Genomic DNA, 22,793 nt, shown 5'->3' on the forward strand with positions numbered 1-22,793 from the left:
TCTTTATGGATGGTAGTAGTGGAATTGCACGTCTGAGATGGAGTTGAGCCTTTCTCGCTGTAACACCACATGCTCTCCGCCGCCCTGCGCATGCAGCCAGCAGGAATATAATCCTTCCAGTATGGTACAGAATGCATTGCACCAGCGCATCTGCTGCTCGGGGTCACGGCCCACCGGCAGAGCCTGATGACGAATAAGTAGGCCGTTTTCGCCGGTATGCAGGCTGATAACACCCCACTGAAACAGCGTCAGAAAGCGGTTCATGTTCGTTTCCAGTTCACCCAGGGTGTCAGACTCCGGCAGAGGCCAGGCCTCCGCCAGTCGCTCGCCCATCTGGCGCAAAAACGGCTGACTCTCTATTTCGCCTGCATTGCGGACCATTCCATCCACCATGATGGTCAGAAGATCAAACCAGCCAGCGGGTGTTTGTTGCTGCTGAAACCATGTCAGCACAGGGGAAGCCGTGTTATCCGTCATTTTTATTTATCTCCCAACAAGTAACGGAAGTAGAGTGAGGCGGTACTTTCGTTGTAATCACCAAAGGTGTCATATCCCACCTGGCCACCAATAGTCATCTTATTGTTTACTTTATAATCTGCAGCCGCGCGAACGCTGTAACCCACGCCACTCTCGCTGGTCCCTTTGTAGTAGGCTTCTTTTGCAAAGCCATTTGCCACAGCCGTTTCCAGCGACTGCTGCCAGCCTGGTTCGGTCGGGAAGTACGCACTCTTGTCCTGGCTGTAGGATTGATACCCCACCGAGCCACCGAGTTTCATCGTCCAGTTGTTGTATTTCTCAGTCAAATCAACCGGCAGAGAAACGCTGATGTAATTCTGCGGGCTGAAGTAGCCACCCTGACCAAAGGTGAACTGGCTCAGGTTTTTCGAGAAGTCCATGTAGCTCATACTGAGCCCGGTTTGCAGCGTCTGGTAATCATCGTGATAAGGCCGCAGATAGACACCAGCATCTGCATTGAAGCTGGTGTTACTTTCCACATTTTCGCCCTGGTAACTGTAACCACCCGCCCCGACATAGAACCCGGCATCACCATCGTCATAGCTCAGCTGAACATCTCCCCCATTTTTGGTCACCTGACCCCAGTTTTTACCGGAGTAGGTATCTTTCAGACCGACATAGGAGAGGAGACTATCAGTCAGTGAACGACGTTCTGCGGTGAAAATAAGTGACATATAGTTGGTCAGTTTCGGTGACCATTTCACGCCGCCGACCAGGGTATTGAGATCCTGCCCCAACGGTGTACTGCCGATATCCACTTTGTAGTCATCGCCACTCAGCGCCATATTCAACTCAACGCCGCTGGCTTTCTGCGAATCGGTCGATACATCGCCTGGCTCATTAACGTTTGGCTTGAGGTTGGAGGCCGCCAGATACGAGGCCACTTTTCCGGAATCATAGGCCCCCAGTTTGGCCAGGTTTTCCATGCCAGTACTGGTAGTCGGGTTAAAGTCGGTAGGATCAAGCGTATCCAGCCCTGCCAACGCTGCGGCCCCCGGATTAGAGGCAAAGTAGGTCGCACGCTGGGCCGGAGTCATATTGGCAATCGCCTTCTGTTCGTTGGCGGCGGTCGTCGTAATATTGGATACGGCGTTAGAGAGCGGGTTAGATCCGTAGCGACGCCAGGCATCACCAGACGCGCTACCCGCGCTCAGGTTGACCGGCGTGACAGTGAAGTCAAAACGGGAATCACCAAACGGTGACGAAGACCACGTCAGCGGTGCTTTCATCTCGGTGAGTTTACTGGTGCCCGATTCACCATCACGGCCCCGAACCTGCATTCCCGCCTGCAACCAGGTCCCGGTTTTCTCTTGCAACGCCAGCATCATGGTATCCACCTGATGCAATGTTCGGCTCTGAGCCGTTTCTACCGGTAAATCGGTGCGTTGCGTGCCCGGTAGCGCACTGCCCGGCTCGGCTGATACCTGATTCAGCTGCCACGGTAGCGTTGCGCCATAAGCAGATGCAGTGCGTGTAGGAACGGTCGTTTTCGACGTCCCAATGAACGGGTTATCCGACATCAGCAAACCACCCACCGTCGGAGTTTGTGCAATGTTGCTGGATTCGAGCCCCACCAGCTTGCCGCGCGCACTGCGCAGATAGGTCATCGCCTGCTGATGATTGCCCTGCGCCTCTTCGACACGAGCCAGTAACAACAAACGGTCCGGGCTATTGTCGTTGTGTAAACCACTCGCCAAATCAGCCGCACGATCGTTATTACCTTCAGACAATGCAACGTCGATTGCCCCTGTACGGGCATCCTGCGACGGTGTATCGCGCGTCATCAGGTAGTCATAAACAACCCCAGCCTCTTTGTTCATTTTGCCGGTCTGATACAGACGCGCCATCGCAAACATCAAATCAGTGTTCTGTGGGTCATTTTGTAACGCGCCAATCAGTTTGTCATACGCGCCCGCATAATTGCCCTGCTCACGCAGATGGTCAGCTTCATTAATCACATAACCATTACGGATACTCGCCAGTTGCGTTGGCGTACTGCTGGCCTGCAATGTCGGATTCGACAGCAGGTTTTGCGCTTCGCGGGACAGCCCAGCCTGATTAAGCACCTTAACCTGTTCGGCATAATCGCCCACGTTCCCCTGGACCCCACCACTGATGTTATTGCGCACCAGTGCCACGGCAGTATTCAAATCGCCGCTGTCAGCCAGCATACTGGCCAGCTTACCAACATCAGCAGGATCTTTCGGCGGCGTCGCCGCCAGTGCTTTCAGGGTATTTGATGCCGCAACAGTGTTGCCCTGCGCCAGGTAGCTTTGCGCAGTTGCCAGTTGCAGATTGTAATTGACTCGCTGACGTAAATCCCGCATTTGAGTCGTCTGGCTGGTGGCGGGAATACGTGATAACAATGTCTGCGATTGCTGCCAGGCTCCGTTCTCGCTGGCGAATAATGCTGCGGAGTACAGTGCGTTGGCACTGGCACCGGGGCGATAGGCTGTGGCCATCACTGATGCCGCTTCGCTGGTATTGCCGGATTTTTGCAGCAAACGCGCCAGATCGAGACGTATCCACGGATCGTCTGGATAGCGCGCTACGCCCTGTTGCAGGGTCGCGATCGCCTGGGAGGTATTGCCGTTCTGCACCATCTGCTGCGCCTGACGACGCAAGCCGTCGCCCGGAACGCCACTGGTCGTTTTCGGCTGCAGTTTCGCCTGCAAACTGGCGGGCAGCGTGCGTAATACAGCCTGGGCTTCGTCTGTTTTGTTCTGCTCGCGCAACACGTAGTAAAGATTTTCGCGCGCGGACGCGTTTTGCGGCTGATCGTTAAGCAGCGAACGCAGCGTCTGCTCAGCCTGCGAATAATCTTTATTGTGGCGTAGCACGTCGGCGCGGAACAGTTTTGCCGCAGCCCCTCGGGTGCCACTTTGCTGTGCCAGAGGTGCCGACAGCGCCAGCGCCTGACTGACGTTGCCCTGTTTGTAGGCCGATTGCGCCTGGGCTAATTGACCATAAAATTGTGCGTCGGCCGCCTGTTCACGACGGCTTGCTGAGGCCTCGCCACCCAGGGCGGCGGCTCGATTCAGGTACTGTGCAGCGGCCTGGTAATCGCCGCTACGCTGAGCGATATAACCCATTCCCGCCAGCGCATCTGCGTCTTCCGGGTTGGTCTGCAACACCTGCTCAAACTGTTGTTTTGCTGCCGTAGTATTACCGCTATTCAGTTCACTGTATCCCTGGCCTTTCGCCAGCCCGCCGACATGCTCACGATAATAAGCCTGCACCGCGTTGTCCTGCGGATGGCGCTGCATCCAGGTGTTGTAGTACTGATCGTCACCTGACTCTGGTCCCAGCCATAACAGGGCCTGTCGCAGCCCGGCATCTGCGTCTTTGTTACCACTCGCCATGGGCTCGAGCATTTCAATGCCTTCCCGACGCGTATCTTCCCGCCAGGTCAATACTTTGCCCAGCGCTATACGGCTGGCGTTATCCTGCGGATTCTGCGCTACATAGCCCCGTAGCTCGCTTAAGGCCTGTGGATACAGCGACTTGTCGCTGGCCATCGTCGTGTAATATTCCGCAGCCAGCGCTGGCGGTGGCTGTGAACCATTAAACATCCCGCGCCAGGTGGTTAGTGCCGCCGGAATATTTCCGCTGCGCGCCTGTTGACGCGCCAGATTCAATTGTCCTTGTGGAACTTTCGCCATTTTTCGGGCGTTTTCCAGCGCCTGTAAACTGTGGTCACCGGGCGAGACCTTCGCCAGACGTTCGCGCCACTGTGCAGAAGCCTGCATATCCCCACTTTGCTGATTCCAGAGCGCCATCAAATACAACGCCTGGGTGTTATCCGGAGAGACCATCAGCACTTTTTTCAGCGATTCCATCGCCAGATCGTCATGCGATTTCTCATGCCAGTATTGCGCCTGGTCGAACAACGCTTTCATCGCGGCATCGTTGGTGGCTGCCTGCACATTATCCATCGCACCGAACGCCAGCGCACCGGAAAGGCATAAACTGGAAAGCCTGCGCAACTTGAGCGTTTTCATTGGGGTGGTTCTTTTCATTTATCTTCCCCGGGATTCAGGCGCTTGTGGGCATGCTGTCTGAGCATTGATGTTAATGCCAGACCCAGTATCGTGGTCATAATCAGTCCCAGAATGGCCAGCAGACCGGAATGCTGATTAGCATACCAGACGACCATCATGTACCACGGCATTTGCCCGCTCGGGAATTGGGTGCTGACCCGGAAGCTACGCACGCCATTTTCATTGGTGATAATTGAGGTATCGCCTCTGATCCCGGCGTTAATGCGTGGCGAATTGAGGTCGTCGTACAGGCGTGCCAGTTGGTCGTCGTTGCTGCCAAGGGCTACCACCACCAGCCGATCGCTGTTCCATGGCGAGCGATAACTGACGAAACCACGCCAGGCACTGTTCGAAGATAAATAACGGTCCGCTTCCACCCCATCAGCGCTCCAGTCACCGAGTAGCCAGCGCTGAATTTTTTGCCAGGTGGTTGCTGTGCGAACGCCCAGAGCATTATCGATCACCCTATACGGTGAATTTGCCAGCAGACTCTGACTAAACAGCTTCTGATCGAGACCGCTGACCGCCAGCACATCACGGCTTCGCAGAAATTCAAGATTCGCCCCGCCGGAAGGAATACCCATGATCACTTTATTGTTGCCCAGTGCCGTACCGGTGGCATTGCCGGAACGCGCGGTCATGTTCAGCATCGTCGTCACCTGCACTTCGGACGGTTTTTCCGGTAGTAACAACACCGTCTGCGAGTAATCTGCCAGTCGTGTGAACGGGAAAGAGGCCCCGACGAAGTACGACAAGTTGGGTAACAGCGAGAAGTGACGAGTGTGGCTCAAATCAATCCACGACTCATCGGTTATCCGGCTTTTGATGTTGTTATTCAGCAACACGCTACATGGCGCACTTTCCTTCGGTACCACATTGAAGTAGAGCGACATCTGGTTGTCACCGTAGATCAGATACGGTTCGAGCGGGATGGTGAAACGCTCCTGGCGTGCATCGCCACCAAGCTTGTGCCACAGCGATTCCAGAATGCCCTGCTTGGTCATCGGCAGGTTGTGCAGGAAGGTGTTGTTCAGCGTAACGCTGAGCGCAGACTTCTGCTCGTCAATCCAGTTTTCTGACGGAAAACGATAGCCAATCTGCAAAGGAATGGTCTCACCATCCCACAGATAGAGGTCCGGCGCCGCGCGGAAGGCAACGCGCAAAGGTTCGTGCCAGACACCGCTCACCGTTGTGCTTTGATCTTTGCGGATCAGCGAACTGATTTTTACTGGATGATCGGTTGGGATCCAGCGTGGTGCATCATAAGGCTGGCTGACAGGGATCGTTTGCATATCGACATCGCTGCTGGCAGTTTGCAGGGCGAAATTGCCTTTCGTCAAACGCCAGGCTGCCACACGCAGCGCAGCTTCATCATTGCCCACAATCAGCAGCAATTTATAAACCGGGTTCGCCGGGTTCGGAATAATTTTCAGCAGTGGCTTGCTGGTTTGCGGCAGTGTCAGCCCACCCACCTGCTCACCAGAATGGCCAATCACAATGCCATGTTTATCTGGCAATCTGTCGTGCAGTGCCTCAAAGGCGATCCCTCGATAATCCGCCTGCATCCCGAGCCACGATGACACTATCGCCGCCGCACTGACGGTATCGGCGCTGATACGCGCCGGGAAACTCACTGAGACACTGGCAGGTGTCATCTGCATGCTGTCGAAAAAAGGGCGCGGAAAAGTGCTGAGGTCAGAGCCAATATCCAGTTGCTGCCCTTCCCAATTGAAGCGCGATGTTGGCAGGATAACGACCCGGTATTTGTCGTTCAGGTCACGCAGACACTGCTGGGCATCGCCATCGTTAATCTTGAAGCTCAGATTATTGCTCGACACCATCAGTGCAGCAGGAACATCGAGCTGGAAATGTGAAACGTCATTCTCTGCCGCCCCCAGCGGCACGGTACCCAGTGGCTGGCCGTTGAGCATTAATTGCAGGGTGGCGTTACGGGTGGCCATTTCCGGCGACACTTTCACGTTCAGCAGCAGCTGCGCCATTGTGACCACCTGATCGCCTGGCAGGGTGAAATTGGCCCCGCCCTGCAGCTGACCGCCGCTCAGAATGATACCTTCCGGCATCCCCATTTGTGACAAATTCAGGCCGCTGACCATCGTCGGAGCTAGCCCACCGGTTGCTGGCACCGTCTCGTTAGTTACTGGCGGCAACGTAGGCGGCGTATCACTGACCGACGGGCCACTGGTTGTCGCGCGGGTATCTTCTGCATCGTTCTGTGATGCAGGATTATCTGGTGAAACCGTGTTGTCCGGCACAGTATCCCCGGGAGCGGGAGCAATGTCTTCTGGCGCAGCAACTGTCGGTGCTGCATCGACAGTCGGCGCCGGGAAAGCCATCGCCGGTGGCACATCATTGCTCGTCTCTTCCGCGTAGAGAGAAGGCACCACCAACGTCCCCATCAGCAATGCCAGCGTCGCGATTTGTCTCATACCTGGCCATCCTCTTTTGCCATTGCCGCACGCTGACGGCGATTTTCCCTGTGTGATTGCCACGTTAACCAGAACAGTTCAAACACACAGCGCAAAATAGTACCAAACGAACGGAACGGTTTATCCTGCGGGCGCGGAGGCTGAACCCACGCATCAGCGCGACACAATACAACGCGCACCAGTTCACGGCGGCGCGACAGCGGGATATTTTCATCGAACATCAAACGAATATAGTCCTCATCCATCCCCATTACGCTGACCGGAATGGAGATAGCGCCGGACTGCAAAATCAGCTCGACTTCTTCAATGTCATCGTTCAGATGTCTGTCATCGACCACTTCCACGCGACACCCTCCCATAGACAAATCAACCGTCTGGCTACGCGATACAATGCCGCTGGCATAGTGAATAAGGACCGGGATATTCACGTCGATACGGATAGTTTTACGTGTCTGCTTGGTTTCACGTGCCACCGCAATCGCACCCAGCAGGAAAATGAGGCTGTACAATCCCCAGCCAACGTTCAGGGCAATAACCCAGGGATCAGCCCCAAAAAAGTTAAAGCCCGATGCCCTGACGATACCGACAATCACCGCCAGGCCGAGCAAGCCAGCAACCACCAAATGCGGACGTACAACTGAAAAGTCGAAGTACCCTACGTCCAGCAACTGGCCCTTATCGGTCACGTTAAACTTGCCGCGTTTCGGGAAAATCATGGTAATCATCGTCGGGATCACCAGGTGGAACGCCAGAACGATATCGTAGATTTCTCCCCAGAAACTGTAACGATAACGACCGTTCATCCTCGAACCGACGTATATCGCGAGGAAAAGGTGCGGCAGAGAGTAAGCCATAATCAGGCTCGCCGAGGAGTGGATAATGTTGAGGTTAAACAACAGATACGCCAACGGTGCCGTGACAAAAACCACGCGCGGTAGCGCAAACTGGTAGTAGAGCATGGCGCTGAGGTAGCACAAACGCTGTTGAATAGTCAGCCCTCGCCCAAACAACGGGTTATCCATACGGAATATCTGCGTCATACCACGCGCCCAACGGGTTCGCTGAATGACGTGCAGAACCAGACGTTCGGTGGCGAGTCCCGCCGCCAGCGGAATATCGATAAAGGCGGACTTCCAGCCAAGACGCTGCATTTTCAGCGCAGTGTGCGCATCTTCGGTCACGGTTTCGACCGCAAAACCACCAATCTCTTCCAATGCACTGCGGCGGATAACTGCACACGAACCACAGAAGAAAGTGGCGTTCCAGTTATCGTTCCCACGCTGAATCGGACCATAGAACAGTGTGCCTTCATTAGGGATATCACGACCTACTGACAGGTTGCGTTCAAACGGATCTGGTGAATAGAAGAAGTGCGGGGTTTGTACCAGCGCCAGTTTCGGGTCTTTCAGGAAACCACCGACGGTCGCTTGCAGGAAAACGCGAGTGGCCACATGGTCACAGTCGAAGACGCAGATAAGCTCGCCTTTCGTCAGTTTCATCGCGTGGTTAAGGTTACCGGCTTTCGCATGATTATTGTCCGAGCGGGTGATATACCCCACACCAACATCTGCAGCGAAGACCGCAAACTCACTGCGCTTGCCATCATCCAGAAGATAGATGTTAAGTTTATCTTTCGGATAATCAATGCACTGCGCCGCTAACACGGTGTCGCGCACCACGTCCAGCGGCTCATTATAACTCGGGACATAGACATCGACAGTTGGCCATAACGACGTATCGTCTGGCAAGGGCGTAATTTCACGGTTTAACGGCCAGACAGTTTGCAAATAGTTCAGTATCAACATCACCCAGATATAGACTTCTGCCACAAATAACCCGATTCCGAGAATGGCTTCTATTTCTGAATTAAAATGCAACGTTTGCGTCAAGCGAAAATACATATATCGGGTAGACATCAGTAACGATGTCACCACCATAATCACGGAAACGCTACGGTTTTTACTGAATCCCATTAAAAGCAGGATACCAATACTGAGCAAACCAAACATGGTCTGTTTTTGGCTGTCCATCGGGGTGGCAATCACAAGAATGGCAACCGGTGCCAGTGCCAGCACCAGCAACCAGATGAATAATTTTTTCATAAGAAGCCCTGAGTGTGTTAAAGCCCGGACATGCGCGACATGTTATGGACAGTGCCATCACCAACATTGATGCCCAGCTTCGCGGCGACCTTTTTTGCTATAATTTCGATATCAAACGCCGCTGCTGAGGCCGGGCTGAATTCGAATATGGATTTTTGTGAGGCGTTAGCTTCAATCACACTTTCATCGCGATGAATGATCCCAATCAGCTGTTCGCCCAGCTTTTCTTCCATAAACGCGGTCACGTCACGACTGATTTGACGGCGGTTATCACTTTGGTTAACCACGAAAAAGTGCCCCTGTTTGCTGTTGAGCGCCCCCCCGGTCAGACGGTGATTTTCCACATGTGGTAGTAGCGACATTGAGGCCGTATCTGCCTGCAGCGTCACCAGATGAATATCCGCTAATGGGGTAATAGCTTTGAGGGCGGCAGAAGGACCGGGTGGGAAATCCGCGACGATAATCAGGCCCGGATAGTTGAGCAACGAGCCCAGACCACGAGTGAGAAAATGCTCGTCATGTGACAATTTATCTTCAAAATCAATTCGCTGCTGTTCAGTGACTTCACCGTAGGGCAGCACGAACATATTGCCACTGGCACCAAGCACATTCTGACTCCAGTCGTAGGAATCCGCCGCTTTGGCAACATAGCCGCGTCCATCGGAAAGCGGCACGCCAAAATGCAGACGCAGCGCATTTTGAACATCAAAATCGAGTGCCAGCACTTTACTGCCAGCCCGTGCCAGCGAATAAGTCAGGTTAGCCGCAAGCGTGGTTTTACCCACACCTCCCTTGGGGGAACAAACGCAAATTAACGGCATGAAGCAATCCTTTCCAGCAATGATTTTAAGGGCTGATTTTTTTCTTCTTTCTCTTCTTTCCCCGGTATTTCGGTGGGCTTCGGTGCAAAAAGCCGGGAATAGTTCACCGCTTGCATCCTACTTGCCGACGACGGCTGGCCGGAAAAAGCTGGCGATGCAGCCTCTGTTTGCACAGTCCCGACAGAGGATATTGGTTCTGGCTTCGCTACTGATACAGTCGTTGGAGCTGGCACGACTTCAGGCTCATCTTGCAGCATCATTTGCGACGAAACGCTTTGCATTATAGATGTCTCGCTCGATTCATGGACACCACCCTTGCTGGCCCCACCACGGATCGGAGAAATCTCAAGAGGCACAAATGCATCAGCGCTGACCGGCCGTGGGACAACCTGCGACACGGAACCACCAACGGCCAACGTGATGTCTTTACCCGTCGGAGGCGAAAGCTGATCAAGGATAGTCCAGTCACCACGTTTACGCGAAGTGGTTTGGACAGAGAGTTCCTTGAATTCAAGATGTTGCGTACGGGTTTTATCCTTAAACCGCTGCAAATCATCATAATCTCCCATGAATTCCTCGCATATATGAGTAGCTGAATAATGCTATAAATTTTATGACATTATGCCTAACTATAGTATTTTTTATTTAATTGTAACTCGTTTCTTTCCCTGCACTTTAACGTCCAAATGTAAGTAACGGAGAGTAATTTAATAATAAATAACCGTAATAATGTAAATTGCAACGGCTTTGTTGAATAACTCGGATTTGATAAAAGCTCCTCACCCGCTGACTTCCTCAGGCAATCCGTACACTTTCTGGCATCCCTGCACACGTCATTTTGTTTAAGGCGCGGATCATGGCCATAGCCTCCCCAACCTGCGCATCATAATCCCGCAACGTAAGATACTCACCAAACAGCTGTTTGACACGGTACATTGCCGTTTCAGCCACCGAACGTCGGTTGTAAACCGTGTGCCATTTCCAGTATGCATTGCTCCCCGTCAGCCGTTGCCTCGACACCGACTGATTTCTGTCGGCATACTCCGCCAACCAGTAACCGGCACGCGTTCGCGGCGGGATAAGCGCTTTAATTTTCCTTTGCCTTAGCTCGTAGTGGCACCGTCTGGTGTCATAAGCCCCGTCGGCGCAGACGGCCCTGATTTTCCTGTGCGTCTGACGGATAAGCCCCGGGAAGACCTCTGCATCCGTCACATTGTTCAGGAAGAGGTCAGCGCAGATAACCTCATGCATAATGGCATCCACGGTCAGATGCAGTTTCCGCCAGACGTGGAGCTTTTCCTGGCCGTGTTTTTTCACTTTCCACTCCACCTCGCCGAAGACTTTTAAGCTGGTGAAGTCGATAACCGCATGGGTAATTTCGCCGCGCGTGGTGTTTTTGAACGGGATGCTGACGGACTTAGCCCGCCTGCTGACGCAGGAGTAATGATCCAAGCAACGGAGCGGGAGTTTCATTAAGATAAAAACAGAGTCAATGAACCCCTGTGCGGCACGCAGCGTGAGGCGAAAGACGCGTTTGAGCATCAGCACGGTGGAAATAGAGAGCTCAGAATAACGTTGCGGACGACCACGTGAAGATGTGCCGGGCTTTTCATACCAGGCCTGAATGGCCGACTCATCAAGCCAGAATGTCAGTGACCCCCCGTTGACGAGCGCCTTGTTGTATGTAGCCCAGTTGGTGATTTTGAACTTTTGTTTTGCCATGTGATATCGCTCCAGGATCAGGATTGTGGTGATCTGATCCTGACTACGGCCAAAAGTTCTATTTATTCATAGATGGTCGCCTCCTGCATGATGAAGATAAACACCAAATTTGGCCATGAACATATTTTTAATATCAACGCCATAAACCCATTCGCCTCAAAGTGTTATTTCCAAAAAAACACAATAACTAAAGAATCATATATGCCCTTTAACTAAATATAAGAACAGCTCCTAAACAAACCTCTCTATCCCATCTATACTTATTTCTCTACATATATAGTTGAACCCATGGATATCATTGAAATCCATGATAAATCTCTCATTTTAGATGAAGGAAGGTCGGCTAATGCATACCCCTAATAATCCTCCTGATACACCGCCTAAAAGTGTGACAGACTTGGCGACGATCTATACAACGCTGACACCTCTTACCGCTTACTATCCTGAAGCGGAAACAGGCACATTACATGCTTTTGACTCTTATGGCATTGTTCTAAAAGATATTACTGGAAGCGCGATCAATTCACTTTCTGCAGAATTGACACCAAGTGGTCCTGCAACATTCCAGCTCGCAAAGTCTATGGTAAGCATGGATTTCAATGATGCCTGGAACATTATCACACAAACAGTAGTGCTTTATAATGGTGCTGTTTCTGATATTAATATCCCTGAGATAGATAATACTCTCCTACCACTTTTTGCAGAAAAAATACTTATCCTCCAACCTGTTTCTGAAAGTTATTTCAGCTGCAGACTTTATTTTAACTATAGCTGAGGTATTCCTATGTCTGTTTTTATTACTAATGATAAAACTGATTTAATCACTCAGTTAAATAACTTAAACTCAGTAAGCGTCCCTGAGGATGATATAGATGTATCGTTAAATATCAATGATGACCAGCAAGTATTAACCGGTATCAATGACTACACTGGAACCGTTCAGACCGCGTATCCGATCCGAAGTTTTGACACATTGTTTCCGTATACCGCTCTCGTCAAAAGTGATACGCGAAATGGATTTTCTGGCCGTGATGCTTTGACATTAGTCAATGAACAATACCATCTTGAACTCCTTGAAGATTATTTTGAAGAGGCAGATCTTAATGAAATCATTGAGATCGATAATGAGATTATTATCAGCTCACAACATAAATTAAGAGTTATAGCAGGCAATCCATACTGGTCTGGTACACTATACATCTCTATCTACGATAAAATGCCTGAGGATATCATTACTGAATCAATCTCTGGGAATCCAAGTGAAATGGACTCAGCGTCTGGGGCAAACATTGATTTCAAAGTTAATACTAATGGTGATTTTATCTTTAATTTTTCCGAAACCAGCGGTCAACAAAATTGGTTTTTACTATATAGCCTCAGCGCTGATGACGGTATTGATGCAGCTACTGTCAACTTCAGTGATATTAACTTCCCTGAGGGAATTTACCCAATATTTCCAACACTTAGTCAAGCAGAGCCTCAGTATTTATTTTTCTACACGTTCGATCAGGGAAATACATGGAACGGAAAACAACTTACTGAACAAGAAGCAACCAACCATCCATTCCAGGCGGGTCTAAATTGGGTACCCAGTGGTGCGATGAGTGAAATGTTAGGGAAGGCACACAATGCCTTTCTTGAAGTAAACACTGGCGAAATCATCGATCCCCATACTGACCATTATGTCTTTAATACTCAGAACGTGATGCTTAATAATCGGCATTTTACCTGTGATACCCGCCAGGAAGGACAACCTGACGGTGACGCCACCACGGAAGGGCAATCTCTTTTTATATTGGGAGCGAGCATATTCGGGGATGCCAGTGACGACTCCGACCTTTCAACAAATTATCTGTCAAAGGCATACAATGCATTTGATGCATATGTATCTGCATTTTACGCGGCGCTTGAACCTCCAGCCATTCCGGGCCGCTGGGTATCTAACTGGATAGTAAATGGTAAAGCTCCTGTTCTTGCCCATTACCCTTTAGCCGTTGATGATTATCCAACGCATGGTGGCTTCATGGACACCGAGATCGAATTTGTCGATGGGACAGGACAATTGCCACACGGGAGCCCCAATTTTGGAGAATATACAGACTTGCTTTGTCAGGTCTATGACGGTGTCCTCGGATGGCCAAATCTTACCGCAACAGTCTATGCAGTAAATGAAGATGGAAATATTGACTGGTCTACAGAAGGCACCGTTTACCCCTACGTCAGTGTCGGCTTATGGACAAATAAATTTGCAGATGCAGATGGTAATTTGTTGGGTGATTGTACCAATGCGCAAATCGGACAAATAATATTGGAGGACACATCCTTCAATGGAACATTAAAAGTCTCATGGGCACCTCGGGTACCTGTTGAGTACGGTGGGTACCTCATACAGACTAACGAATGCCAGCATAACCGCCCCATCCAGGTTCCGGTATTCCGTAACTACATGGGTAATGCATCAGATGCCGAACAATGGTTTTGTGAAGGAGCATGGTCATTATGGCAACTCACTAAAAATGATCGTTATAGGCAGGCTTTTGAAGCATCGCGATTCACTATCAAGGAATACACCCTTATTGATGCTAATGATATGTTTTTCCGTCAGGTCACCGGAACCGAACGTTTCGATACTGATGGAATTTCATATAATTACACCTATCCATCTAATATTCCACTCACGATCGATCGTAATGACGCAGGTTATATTCGGACTCGTTCTGATGTACCCGTCCAGGTTTTTTTTGAACAAAATTCAATAGATTTCCGCGTCAATAGAAACTCTATATTACGTGTCACGTATGGTGGAAAAGATGACGAGGGGAATTTTATCAACTTCTCCACGGAATTAACGCTTTCAATTGATAAAACAGAAGAGAATGGTGTTGTCTACGGCTTCACGCTTCCCGTCAGCGAAGATGTCGCCGTCGTCGATATCCCGGTCGGTTCACTCGTTCCTGCTGCTGCGGCTGATATAGCTTCTGACCCTCAATCAGCATCGGGTACTGGGCTTGATGGATATGAAGTTCCGGAAGAAGACAATATAGTTTTTTCTGACGCCTGTTCGATGGACTTTTCTCAACGGGACAATGTCGTAGATAGCCGCACGGCAACGACGCTGATCTCAACCGCGACTGGTTCTGGGCAGCAGTTTGAAATGGCGCTTAAGCAACAAGCTCCTATTGATCTGGTGACTTATCGGGCCAATATTGACTATAACATCCGGGTTGCCGATGCAAATAACTGGCGATGGTGGGCCATGCTTGCAACTACTGAGGAATGGGAAACAAGGGAGCTCTCTGATACTGCCTTGTGGACGCTTTCCAGCTACCAGCCGGATGGAACAGGCCCGGAGCCAACGGAATATGTTCCCGGGGATGGTCCTACGTCCTACACCATTTTACCTGATGATGATTCTTCTGAAGGTTCTGCTATTGAAATCTACTGTATCAACGAACTTCCTCCTTCAGATGCAGAGCTCCCCTTCTCAGAAGATCCCGTATCGGGTTCTATGATATTCAATGTCGATAATCTGTCTTGGTCGGATGCGAATACAGCAATAATGCTCATGGCCTCTGATTTGCCAGAAGGTCGAACCGCCACCGTTCTTCAGAGTATTGCAAGTGGAAGTGGCCAGCAGTTGGAGTTCACAGCATCAGCGAATCAAATCGTCCGGCAAATCATCTATAAAGCCGATATAGATTACAATGTACGCATTGAAGATAAGGACGGCTGGTTATGGTGGGCAATGATGTCGGCAACACCGAACTGGGTAACATTGAGGATTATTCTTTCGGACTGGACATTATCTGCTTACCAGCCAAATCACGAGGATACTGATCCACTTCCCGATAAACCTGATTTTGCTGACGGAACAACTGACATTGAATTCCTGCCTGACAGCGATTCAGTCAAAGGCAATACCCTGACTCTGTATTGTCTGAACAATATTCCGACCAGCTATGATGTCGATGATGGCTATACGATCCTTTTCAATCTTAAAGCTGATATGCAGGCTGCTGGTGAATTCCTGATGGGTGACTGCACCATTCTCTATCAGAGACAGGACCCCCTGCCCTACACACCAGGCTGTATTCCTTTCTCGAATAATTACATACCCAACGCCCCCACGTTTGATGGCTGGCATGGCCAACCTTATCCTGGCTATCAGCATCCCTGGGTCTTTCTCGATCTGGATGACGACAACCGTGACACGCTAATCCAGAATGTGATCAATTTTTGGGGCGATTCTCAGAACTGGTATCACGATAAATTTGGGATTTGGGGACCTGGTGCCAGTGCGTATATATGGGACCGCTGGGATAAACCCGCGGGTGAAACCCCCAATACGTTCACCATGTATCATTTTGGGGATCAGGAAGCCTGGTCAGGTTATCAACCCAGGGCATTCTTCTCTTCAGTCCGGCTGTATGCTGGGCTGAAAGAGCGTTCCAGAGCCCTACCTGAAGGTCTTGAAACCTACATAACCAACTGGATTGATTATCTGTATACGTTCATGATCGACAGTGGTGGTGTCTCACCTACAACGTTTCCAATGGAAGATGTACCGGTACCTGAACCTGATAATTTCACAGGACATATGGCGGGGCTTTGGCTCGCAGGTTCTTCTTTAGCAATGCTGCATGGTTTCCCTAATCCGAATGGATACCCATTAGCCAAAATGCTTTTTGATGAGATTAGTACCCACATGGTAAATAACTACACTGTTAACGATGTCATGAATGGCAGTTGGTCATCGTGGAGCGATCCGGATAATTTAGGTCAGGATGGTATGTTTTATGGGTTCTGGTCGGGTGAGATCCTGCGTGGCATGGGATATTTCCATGTACTTAGCCGTAATGTAGCAAGCCAATTGGTAACTGGTACGGAATATGATTTAAGTAAGCTATTACCCACATCAGATAGTTATACGCCGTCATGTCCGGACGATATTCCTGCAAATGCGACGATCACTAGTTTGTCCGTCCTGAGTGCATCGGTTCCCTTCATTATCCCAGATGCACTGATTTCCCCACTCATGGCGGTTGGAACAATTCTGGATGCATCTGAGGACAATCCCAGTCTCGATGCATTATTACAATGTGTCGTGGACTATCACGGTTCCAATGAATTTACCGATGATGTTTTTACGCTGGATGTTATTAAAGCTGCATTTGGTCGTCGCAGAGTCGCCAGTACCACCATTAATGAAGCGAAATTCACCTATCAGTACGCCTTACTTGTTGCTGACGATACGCCAGTTGAAAGTGTATTAAAAGGTGATTTTATCGTAGGGTTAAACACAATTGACGGGTACAAAGCATGAATTTTATCTATCAAGGTGGTCTTGAGGACTACATTCGTCGTGATTTGAATCAGGCGTTAAGTACCAGTTTTAACCGTAAAAACATTGCTATTACAGCACCGATAGCAGGTGAATACCTGGTCTCACCAAAAGAAGATAGCGAGTACCATAATCCTCAACAATTAGTTACTACACGCTTTGATTTAACCGCTTTTTTCGGTGCGATAAAACCGCAGGTCAAAATTCCAGAAGGCTGTACTTTAAATCATGCTCTCTGGATGGCATTACGTCAGTATGGAATTTATGAAGCAGAAATTGATGATTTTGGCTTGATTACAGTTGCACAAAATGGAGGCGAATGGGTTCAACTTGATGCTCAGGATGCATGTCCATGGGTCATAGGTGGGGTATTATGTCAGGTCAATTTTTTGAGGGGAAATGATATTCCAGGATATATCAATTGCTACACACCGCCACGCTTCATTGAAAAAGTTTCGGGTCTTGACATATCTGGAGATGAATTAAAATCAGCTCTGTATAATTCTGAATCGGATTTTATACTATCAATTCTTTTGGGTTTGGCTTCCCTTATGACAACCTGGGATGATGAGCCGGAACTCAGAGGAAATCAACCTGATTGGGCTAAGGATGCAAATAATCTGACTTATGTGAATGCCGCTATTAGCGCTATTAATAGTGATGATCCAAATGGTCCTGTGGGTACCTACCAGAGATTTAATGATCGTGGCTATTTCACTTTTCAGTTTGCTTTTCCCGCCTCTTTGGGAGAAATCACCAGACCGGATGACTTTCCGGCATCTATGGTACTCCAATGGTGTGATATTTCTATGAGGGACACAGACTGGTTATCACCTGGAGGAAACTAAAAACAAGCAAACATCTCCATATCCTGGGGATGTTTGCTTACTTATGAATACTGTTATATCTGAACCGGAGGAAGATTCAGTAACAATTTTTCTCTGGTAAGGTACGTTTCCCCACCATTTCTGACCTAGGAGTTATTTGGTTCATAAAAATGATTCCCGTTACTATCCAGTTCGTCGGGATTGATAACATTCGCGCCGTAGGGTCACGTATTCAATATGTAGATCCGGTTATTGTACATAATGCTCACGCTCGATGAACGTACCGATTACCTTATCGTGCATTTCTGCTGATTTTGAGTACCCGAGTGTCTTGCGATTGAGTCGTTTTAACCGGTTACGAATATTCAGGTTTTCTCGCTCAATGCGTTGCGTGTAAAGCTTGCCTGTGATGTGATTTTTACCCGGCAACAGTTCATAAGCGCTGAAGTTATCTGTACACCAGAAGGCAACATTGAAGCCCGACAGTAACCCCAGTAATTTACGCAGCGTCTTTTTACTCCGGCCCCCGAAAGCATGGGCAATAATGCGTTTGAGACGGGGTTCCCATGCATACCGCAGCCAGCGCTGTTGCTTCTTATTGCCAACAAATGACCACATTTCATCAACTTCGCAGATAAACTGAATCTGGAGATTATCCAGTGGGAGTGTGGTTACACATCGCGGCGAGAGTTTTTTAAGGTGCGAACAACGGCATTGATACTGATATACAGTGCTCGGGCGGTGTCACGAATGCCCGCATTGTTCATTGCAAGATCGACAATCTGTTCTTTCATTCCAGGCTGACAGGCACGATAGGTATAGTCGAGCAGGAAAGTACGGCGGCATAACTGGCAACGATAGCGCTGATGCCCGGTTTTACCCTGACCATGTTTTTTAACGGATTCGGTCTGCTCACAAAAAAGGCATTTTACGTCAACTTTAGCCATCAGATGCACTCTGCAAAAAGAGTAATTTTATAACATGATCAACGTTTTGAATACTTGCCCCAACATTCCGAGCTCACCACCATGGTCAGAGCCGAAGTGATCTTTTCCCAATATCGATGCCAGGTTAAATCAGTGATTCCGGCCAACTGATCCGCAAAAATAAGTTGATAATATTCCTGGTCGCCATTGATCATTCAGACGTTTTATCCTCTGTGGCTGACGGTACCTCATACAAAGTCGTCATCTCAGGCAAGGCATTATCGTTAATCCCCAGACGCACTTCCACATCGCGGATGTCCCCCTGCTCGTTATGATGTACCGTCAGCACACGCGCTTTATTTAGCTCGATGACCAGTTCTGGCGTAATTTTGAAGCTTTCGGCCACTTCCTCATCTCCCATCCCCGGTTTGCGAGTTCGTCGCTCAACACGGAAACGATACTGATTGTACCTGGCCCACAGAATCAGTACGCCGCCATAAAGCGCCGCCACCACAAGATACAACGTCAGGGTTCCCATGGTTGACACAAACGGACGCGGCCCCATTTCAGGGCGATGAAAAATGGCCTTCACCATCCCGTCATAAATCAGCCAGAGAAACCCGGCCCATGCAATCACCGTCAGAAAAATATCCATCAACCTCGGCAACAGCCGACGTTCGGTGAAAATAAGAGGCTGTTGCATGTTACATTCTCCCTATACCACGGTCGGGGCTGACCCAGCGGGCGCGGCCACGCTGACGTCTGAGCATCACTTTCGGAAATGCCACCAGCGTGGTGAATAAACTCAGCATCCAGTAAATTACCGGGAACCAGATTATCCAGAACAGCGATCCGGCAACGCCGCGTTCATAGCGCCGTTCAATAATCAGACTGACGAAGAACTGAATCAGGCAGACAACGCCAAGAATAAGCCCCGTAAACTCCGGCGGTAAAAGTCGCTGTATAACCAGGTTATCCGGCAATGGCATCACCATTCCCGCCAGGAACAGAACAATACTCATCGCATAAGCAAACGCCCAGGTGGTGGAGAGGCAGAACTCCATGAACAGCGGCCACATGCGGCGATATTCCCACGACCACAGACGACGGATATTGACCAGAAAAACTTCTGCGCCCCCCTGAGCCCAGCGCAGACGCTGCTTCCACAGGCCACGCAGGGTTTCGGGCATCAGGATCCAGCACAGCGCACGCGGTTCGTAGAAAATAGACCAGTGCCGAAGCTGCAGCTTCCAGCTGATATCGATATCTTCGGTGATCATGTCCGGGCTCCAGTAGCCCACCTCTGATAATGCGCGGCGGCGAAATGCCGTAATCACACCAGATACCGTAAAGACTTGTCCATAGACGCGCTGGGTACGTTTGATCAATCCGATGATGGACGAAAACTCACCGACCTGGACGCGGCCCACCAGCGTTGAGCGGGTACGAATACGGGGATTGCCGGTCACAGCCCCCACGCGGGGAAACTTCAGCAGCGGCTCAACCAGGTAGGCCGCGGTATCGCGATCCAGCAGAGCGTCACCATCGATACAGACCAGCAGATCGCTGCGTGCCGCTGCCGCGCCCGTTTTCAATGCCACAGCTTTACCTTGATTCTCCGCCAGATGGATAACCCGCAGACGCGGGTATTCACTGGCAAGCTGATCCAGCACTTCTGCCGTGTCGTCAGATGAACCATCGTTGATAGCAATCACTTCGGTATTCTGATAACGCTGTGCAAGTGCAGCCTCGATAGTTTCTCTGGCATTTATCCCTTCGTTATAGCAAGGGATCAGAATCGAAATCATCGGATTGCCTTCCAGCTCTGGTGGGGGGGCATCATCCCCCCATTTCCAGCGACGTTCCCGATAAAACCAGAAATAGACGCCGCCGGTTATCCATAACGCTGACATGAACAGCGGCCAGAAGAACACGAAATTGAGAATAACCGTGCCGGTAAACAACGCCGCCCCACCGAGCGGAAGACCCAGCACCAGGCAAAGCATCAGAAACGCTACAATACGATCAATCATTTTTTGGGTACCAGTAAGATGAAAACGCCGGTCTGACCTGCGAGATATCAGGCTTACCATTAATGAAGTCGTCAGGATAATAGCCAAAGCTCAACGCCCCGCTCTTCTGGAGCTGGATCATCCATTCCGCCAGTTGCTGCCCACTGATTGCAGCAGCATCGCCTTCCTTACGCCAGTCCTGCCCCTGAAGCTCAAAGATCGTTTTACCTAACGCATTCGGGCGTTGCCCGACAGTGGTCACCAGCTTATCCAGCCAGGCATTACTTTCGCTAAGGGGGACATTTTCCATTAATGGCATTGCCATCGGGGCAGTCCAGTCATAGGTGTTCAGGAAGTCGTCCAGATTCTGCGCATACCAGGCTTCGCTTTCAGGCTGCAGGACAGGCATGGCGTAAATATTACGCGCCGTCTTCACCTGCGGCCCACGGATATCACGCACGGTATTGGTCAGCTGTTTAGTGAAATCAATCAGATAACGGCTTTTGTAACGCGTCCAACGCTGGAATTCCTGCGGATTGTTGCGAATATCACCGATGTCGCCACTGAACCCTGCCGCATGGTAAGACTGCATCGCTACCGGACTGGCATCTTCGAAATCAGACAACAGCGCATCGTCGTGGAACAGCACACCGCTGAAAGTGGCGTGGCGCGCTAAGTCTTCATAGATTTCATTGATACGTTTACGAGCCTCCGGGCTCCATGGAGAAAGGCGCTGATACTGGTTCGGATCCACACGAGTTTGCCCGGTTTTTGGATCCCAGCTTTCAACGCGCGGCAACGAAGCATCAAGATCGAAAGCCAGCACCGGCATCCAGGCGTAAACCCGCACACCGGCCCGGGTCTGGAGCTGCCAGGAGAGGAAGTTGAACAGGTCGGCGCGCATTGGCAGCCATCGATTCGGGAAATACAGCGCTTTCACCGTCCCGTTTCCTTCTGGGTCCGCATAGGCCTGCAGGAAAACATGGGTGATCTTCATGTCAAAGACACGCTGGATCAGCTTATCGATATTTTTGCGTTGTTGCTCCGGATCCGGATCGTAGACATAGTCCATATCGATATGCATCACCCGCGCAGTATTGACTTCCTGAACGCGGGTAATTTCGGCTGCGAACTCACTGATACTCGGATTACGGGAGATCAGCACGCGCGGAATATTGCCCAGATCGCGAACGTCACCGAGACCATCGTTTAGCGTGAATGCCATCTGATAGCCATGCTTCCTGGCAATGGACAACGTGGTCCCATTGGCAGCGCCATACGGCCAGACCCAGACGCGAGGAGATTTCCCGGTGACGTCCTTGAGTTTTGCGGTGATATGGCTGACGTCCGTGTCGATACGCTGGGTATATTGTTCCTCGGTTTCATACTGCCCGGTCGTTTTATTGTACAGGCGGTTTGCCACCGCCGGTTCTGAACTCCCCTGCGGATTTGCCTGGCTACCATAGTGCGATTTCCAGGTGTGGGAACCGATTTCAACCAACGGCGAATGGGACAGTTCACGTACCATATCCCAGGTAGCAAATTTCTCACGCGCGGTCATCAGACCGCCAAAGTCGACCTTTTTATCCGCGGGCGTATCTACCCAACTACCCACCGGCGCCCACAATGCAGGCCAGTTATACGCCTTCAACAGAGGCCATACCCGGGTATAGAAACTGCTGTAACCATCATCGAAACTGATCAGCACGGCTTTTGGCGGTAGCGGTTTTCCGCCGTTATGGGCATCAAGAATTTGCTGGACGCTGACTGGCTGGTAGCCGTTATCCCGCAGCCAGACCATCTGGTCATTCAGGGCGCTAGTACGTACCGACAGATAACGCTGGTCAGCAGCCTCATCCTCAACATCGTGGTAAGCCAGCACCAAAAAGTGGTTTGCCGGCCACGGCTGATTTTGCTCAAGTTGTGGACGCTCCGCAGGGGGCTTGAAACGCGGCGTTTCCGCGCTTCCGCAGGCCGTCGCCAGAAACCAGGCCATTATGAGCAAGGCGATACGGAGCACATATTTCAGCATGAAATAT

At 50.4% G+C, this 22,793-nt stretch carries 14 protein-coding genes; 3 read left to right on the forward strand and 11 right to left on the reverse strand.

Translation table 11 applies throughout. The features are described from left to right. Positions 1–3 precede the first annotated feature (3 nt). The 7 genes from bcsD to MUU47_RS22895 all read right to left on the reverse strand — a co-directional run bounded on the left by bcsD (position 4) and on the right by MUU47_RS22895 (position 11,648). A complete protein-coding gene (gene bcsD, locus MUU47_RS22865) occupies positions 4–477 on the reverse strand; it encodes a cellulose biosynthesis protein BcsD (protein WP_258990448.1) in 474 nt (157 codons plus the stop codon). A gap of 2 nt (positions 478–479) precedes the next feature. Continuing rightward, on the reverse strand, positions 480–4,535 hold the full coding sequence (locus tag MUU47_RS22870; protein WP_258990449.1) for a cellulose biosynthesis protein BcsC: 4,056 nt from the start codon (positions 4,533–4,535) through the stop codon (positions 480–482). Continuing rightward, positions 4,532–7,003, reverse strand: a complete 2,472-nt coding sequence (gene bcsB / locus MUU47_RS22875) for a cellulose biosynthesis cyclic di-GMP-binding regulatory protein BcsB (RefSeq protein WP_258990451.1) — start codon at positions 7,001–7,003, stop codon at positions 4,532–4,534. Before bcsB ends, MUU47_RS22870 begins: the two co-directional genes overlap by 4 nt. Next, positions 7,000–9,105, reverse strand: a complete 2,106-nt coding sequence (bcsA, locus tag MUU47_RS22880) for a UDP-forming cellulose synthase catalytic subunit (protein ID WP_258990452.1) — start codon at positions 9,103–9,105, stop codon at positions 7,000–7,002. The genes bcsB and bcsA overlap by 4 nt, the downstream gene beginning before the upstream one ends. A 17-nt stretch (positions 9,106–9,122) precedes the next feature. After that, positions 9,123–9,926 carry a cellulose biosynthesis protein BcsQ gene (gene bcsQ, locus MUU47_RS22885; protein ID WP_258990453.1) on the reverse strand — a complete coding sequence of 268 codons (804 nt, stop codon included), beginning with the start codon at positions 9,924–9,926 and terminating at the stop codon, positions 9,123–9,125. Further along, positions 9,917–10,495: a cellulose biosynthesis protein BcsO gene (bcsO, locus tag MUU47_RS22890; protein WP_258990454.1), complete on the reverse strand. Its 579-nt coding sequence runs from the start codon at positions 10,493–10,495 to the stop codon at positions 9,917–9,919. The genes bcsQ and bcsO overlap by 10 nt, the downstream gene beginning before the upstream one ends. A 226-nt stretch (positions 10,496–10,721) precedes the next feature. After that, entirely contained in the window at positions 10,722–11,648 is a 927-nt protein-coding gene (locus MUU47_RS22895; RefSeq protein ID WP_258990455.1) for an IS5 family transposase, read from the reverse strand. Between the two features lie 346 nt (positions 11,649–11,994). On the opposite strand from MUU47_RS22895, the gene MUU47_RS22900 reads away from it, so the two are divergent. The 3 genes from MUU47_RS22900 to MUU47_RS22910 are packed head-to-tail and all read left to right on the forward strand — an operon-like array spanning position 11,995 to position 17,837. Further along, on the forward strand, positions 11,995–12,423 hold the full coding sequence (locus MUU47_RS22900) for a hypothetical protein (protein WP_258990456.1): 429 nt from the start codon (positions 11,995–11,997) through the stop codon (positions 12,421–12,423). A 9-nt stretch (positions 12,424–12,432) separates the two neighbouring features. After that, positions 12,433–16,971, forward strand: a complete 4,539-nt coding sequence (locus MUU47_RS22905) for a hypothetical protein (protein ID WP_258990457.1) — start codon at positions 12,433–12,435, stop codon at positions 16,969–16,971. Then, positions 16,968–17,837, forward strand: coding sequence for a hypothetical protein (locus tag MUU47_RS22910; RefSeq protein WP_258990458.1), 870 nt, complete (start codon positions 16,968–16,970; stop codon positions 17,835–17,837). Before MUU47_RS22905 ends, MUU47_RS22910 begins: the two co-directional genes overlap by 4 nt. 228 nt (positions 17,838–18,065) lie before the next feature. Here MUU47_RS22910 and MUU47_RS22915 read toward each other — a convergent pair. The 4 genes from MUU47_RS22915 to pgaB all read right to left on the reverse strand — a co-directional run bounded on the left by MUU47_RS22915 (position 18,066) and on the right by pgaB (position 22,786). After that, positions 18,066–18,763, reverse strand: a protein-coding gene (locus MUU47_RS22915; protein ID WP_258990459.1) for an IS1 family transposase whose coding sequence is annotated in 2 segments (ribosomal slippage) — positions 18,066–18,514 and positions 18,514–18,763 — 699 coding nt in all. Because the reading frame shifts where the segments join, the coding sequence is not laid out codon by codon here. Positions 18,764–18,953: 190 nt separating this feature from the next. Beyond that, entirely contained in the window at positions 18,954–19,445 is a 492-nt protein-coding gene (gene pgaD / locus MUU47_RS22920; RefSeq protein ID WP_258990460.1) for a poly-beta-1,6-N-acetyl-D-glucosamine biosynthesis protein PgaD, read from the reverse strand. A 1-nt stretch (position 19,446) separates the two neighbouring features. Next, on the reverse strand, positions 19,447–20,775 hold the full coding sequence (pgaC, locus tag MUU47_RS22925; RefSeq protein WP_258990461.1) for a poly-beta-1,6-N-acetyl-D-glucosamine synthase: 1,329 nt from the start codon (positions 20,773–20,775) through the stop codon (positions 19,447–19,449). After that, positions 20,768–22,786, reverse strand: coding sequence for a poly-beta-1,6-N-acetyl-D-glucosamine N-deacetylase PgaB (pgaB, locus tag MUU47_RS22930; protein WP_258990462.1), 2,019 nt, complete (start codon positions 22,784–22,786; stop codon positions 20,768–20,770). Before pgaB ends, pgaC begins: the two co-directional genes overlap by 8 nt. Positions 22,787–22,793: the final 7 nt, after the last annotated feature.

It is taken from the genome of Scandinavium hiltneri, from assembly GCF_024764835.1.
Taxonomy (GTDB): domain Bacteria; phylum Pseudomonadota; class Gammaproteobacteria; order Enterobacterales; family Enterobacteriaceae; genus Scandinavium; species Scandinavium hiltneri.

What these genes read in the sequence shown, in the direction of transcription:
- bcsD (WP_258990448.1), bottom strand. Translation starts at nt 477, where the DNA reads ATGACGGATAACACGGCTTCCCCTGTGCTGACATGGTTTCAGCAGCAA.
- MUU47_RS22870 (WP_258990449.1), bottom strand. Translation starts at nt 4,535, where the DNA reads ATGAAAAGAACCACCCCAATGAAAACGCTCAAGTTGCGCAGGCTTTCC.
- bcsB (WP_258990451.1), bottom strand. Translation starts at nt 7,003, where the DNA reads ATGAGACAAATCGCGACGCTGGCATTGCTGATGGGGACGTTGGTGGTG.
- bcsA (WP_258990452.1), bottom strand. Translation starts at nt 9,105, where the DNA reads ATGAAAAAATTATTCATCTGGTTGCTGGTGCTGGCACTGGCACCGGTT.
- bcsQ (WP_258990453.1), bottom strand. Translation starts at nt 9,926, where the DNA reads ATGCCGTTAATTTGCGTTTGTTCCCCCAAGGGAGGTGTGGGTAAAACC.
- bcsO (WP_258990454.1), bottom strand. Translation starts at nt 10,495, where the DNA reads ATGGGAGATTATGATGATTTGCAGCGGTTTAAGGATAAAACCCGTACG.
- MUU47_RS22895 (WP_258990455.1), bottom strand. Translation starts at nt 11,648, where the DNA reads ATGGCAAAACAAAAGTTCAAAATCACCAACTGGGCTACATACAACAAG.
- MUU47_RS22900 (WP_258990456.1), top strand. Translation starts at nt 11,995, where the DNA reads ATGCATACCCCTAATAATCCTCCTGATACACCGCCTAAAAGTGTGACA.
- MUU47_RS22905 (WP_258990457.1), top strand. Translation starts at nt 12,433, where the DNA reads ATGTCTGTTTTTATTACTAATGATAAAACTGATTTAATCACTCAGTTA.
- MUU47_RS22910 (WP_258990458.1), top strand. Translation starts at nt 16,968, where the DNA reads ATGAATTTTATCTATCAAGGTGGTCTTGAGGACTACATTCGTCGTGAT.
- pgaD (WP_258990460.1), bottom strand. Translation starts at nt 19,445, where the DNA reads ATGCAACAGCCTCTTATTTTCACCGAACGTCGGCTGTTGCCGAGGTTG.
- pgaC (WP_258990461.1), bottom strand. Translation starts at nt 20,775, where the DNA reads ATGATTGATCGTATTGTAGCGTTTCTGATGCTTTGCCTGGTGCTGGGT.
- pgaB (WP_258990462.1), bottom strand. Translation starts at nt 22,786, where the DNA reads ATGCTGAAATATGTGCTCCGTATCGCCTTGCTCATAATGGCCTGGTTT.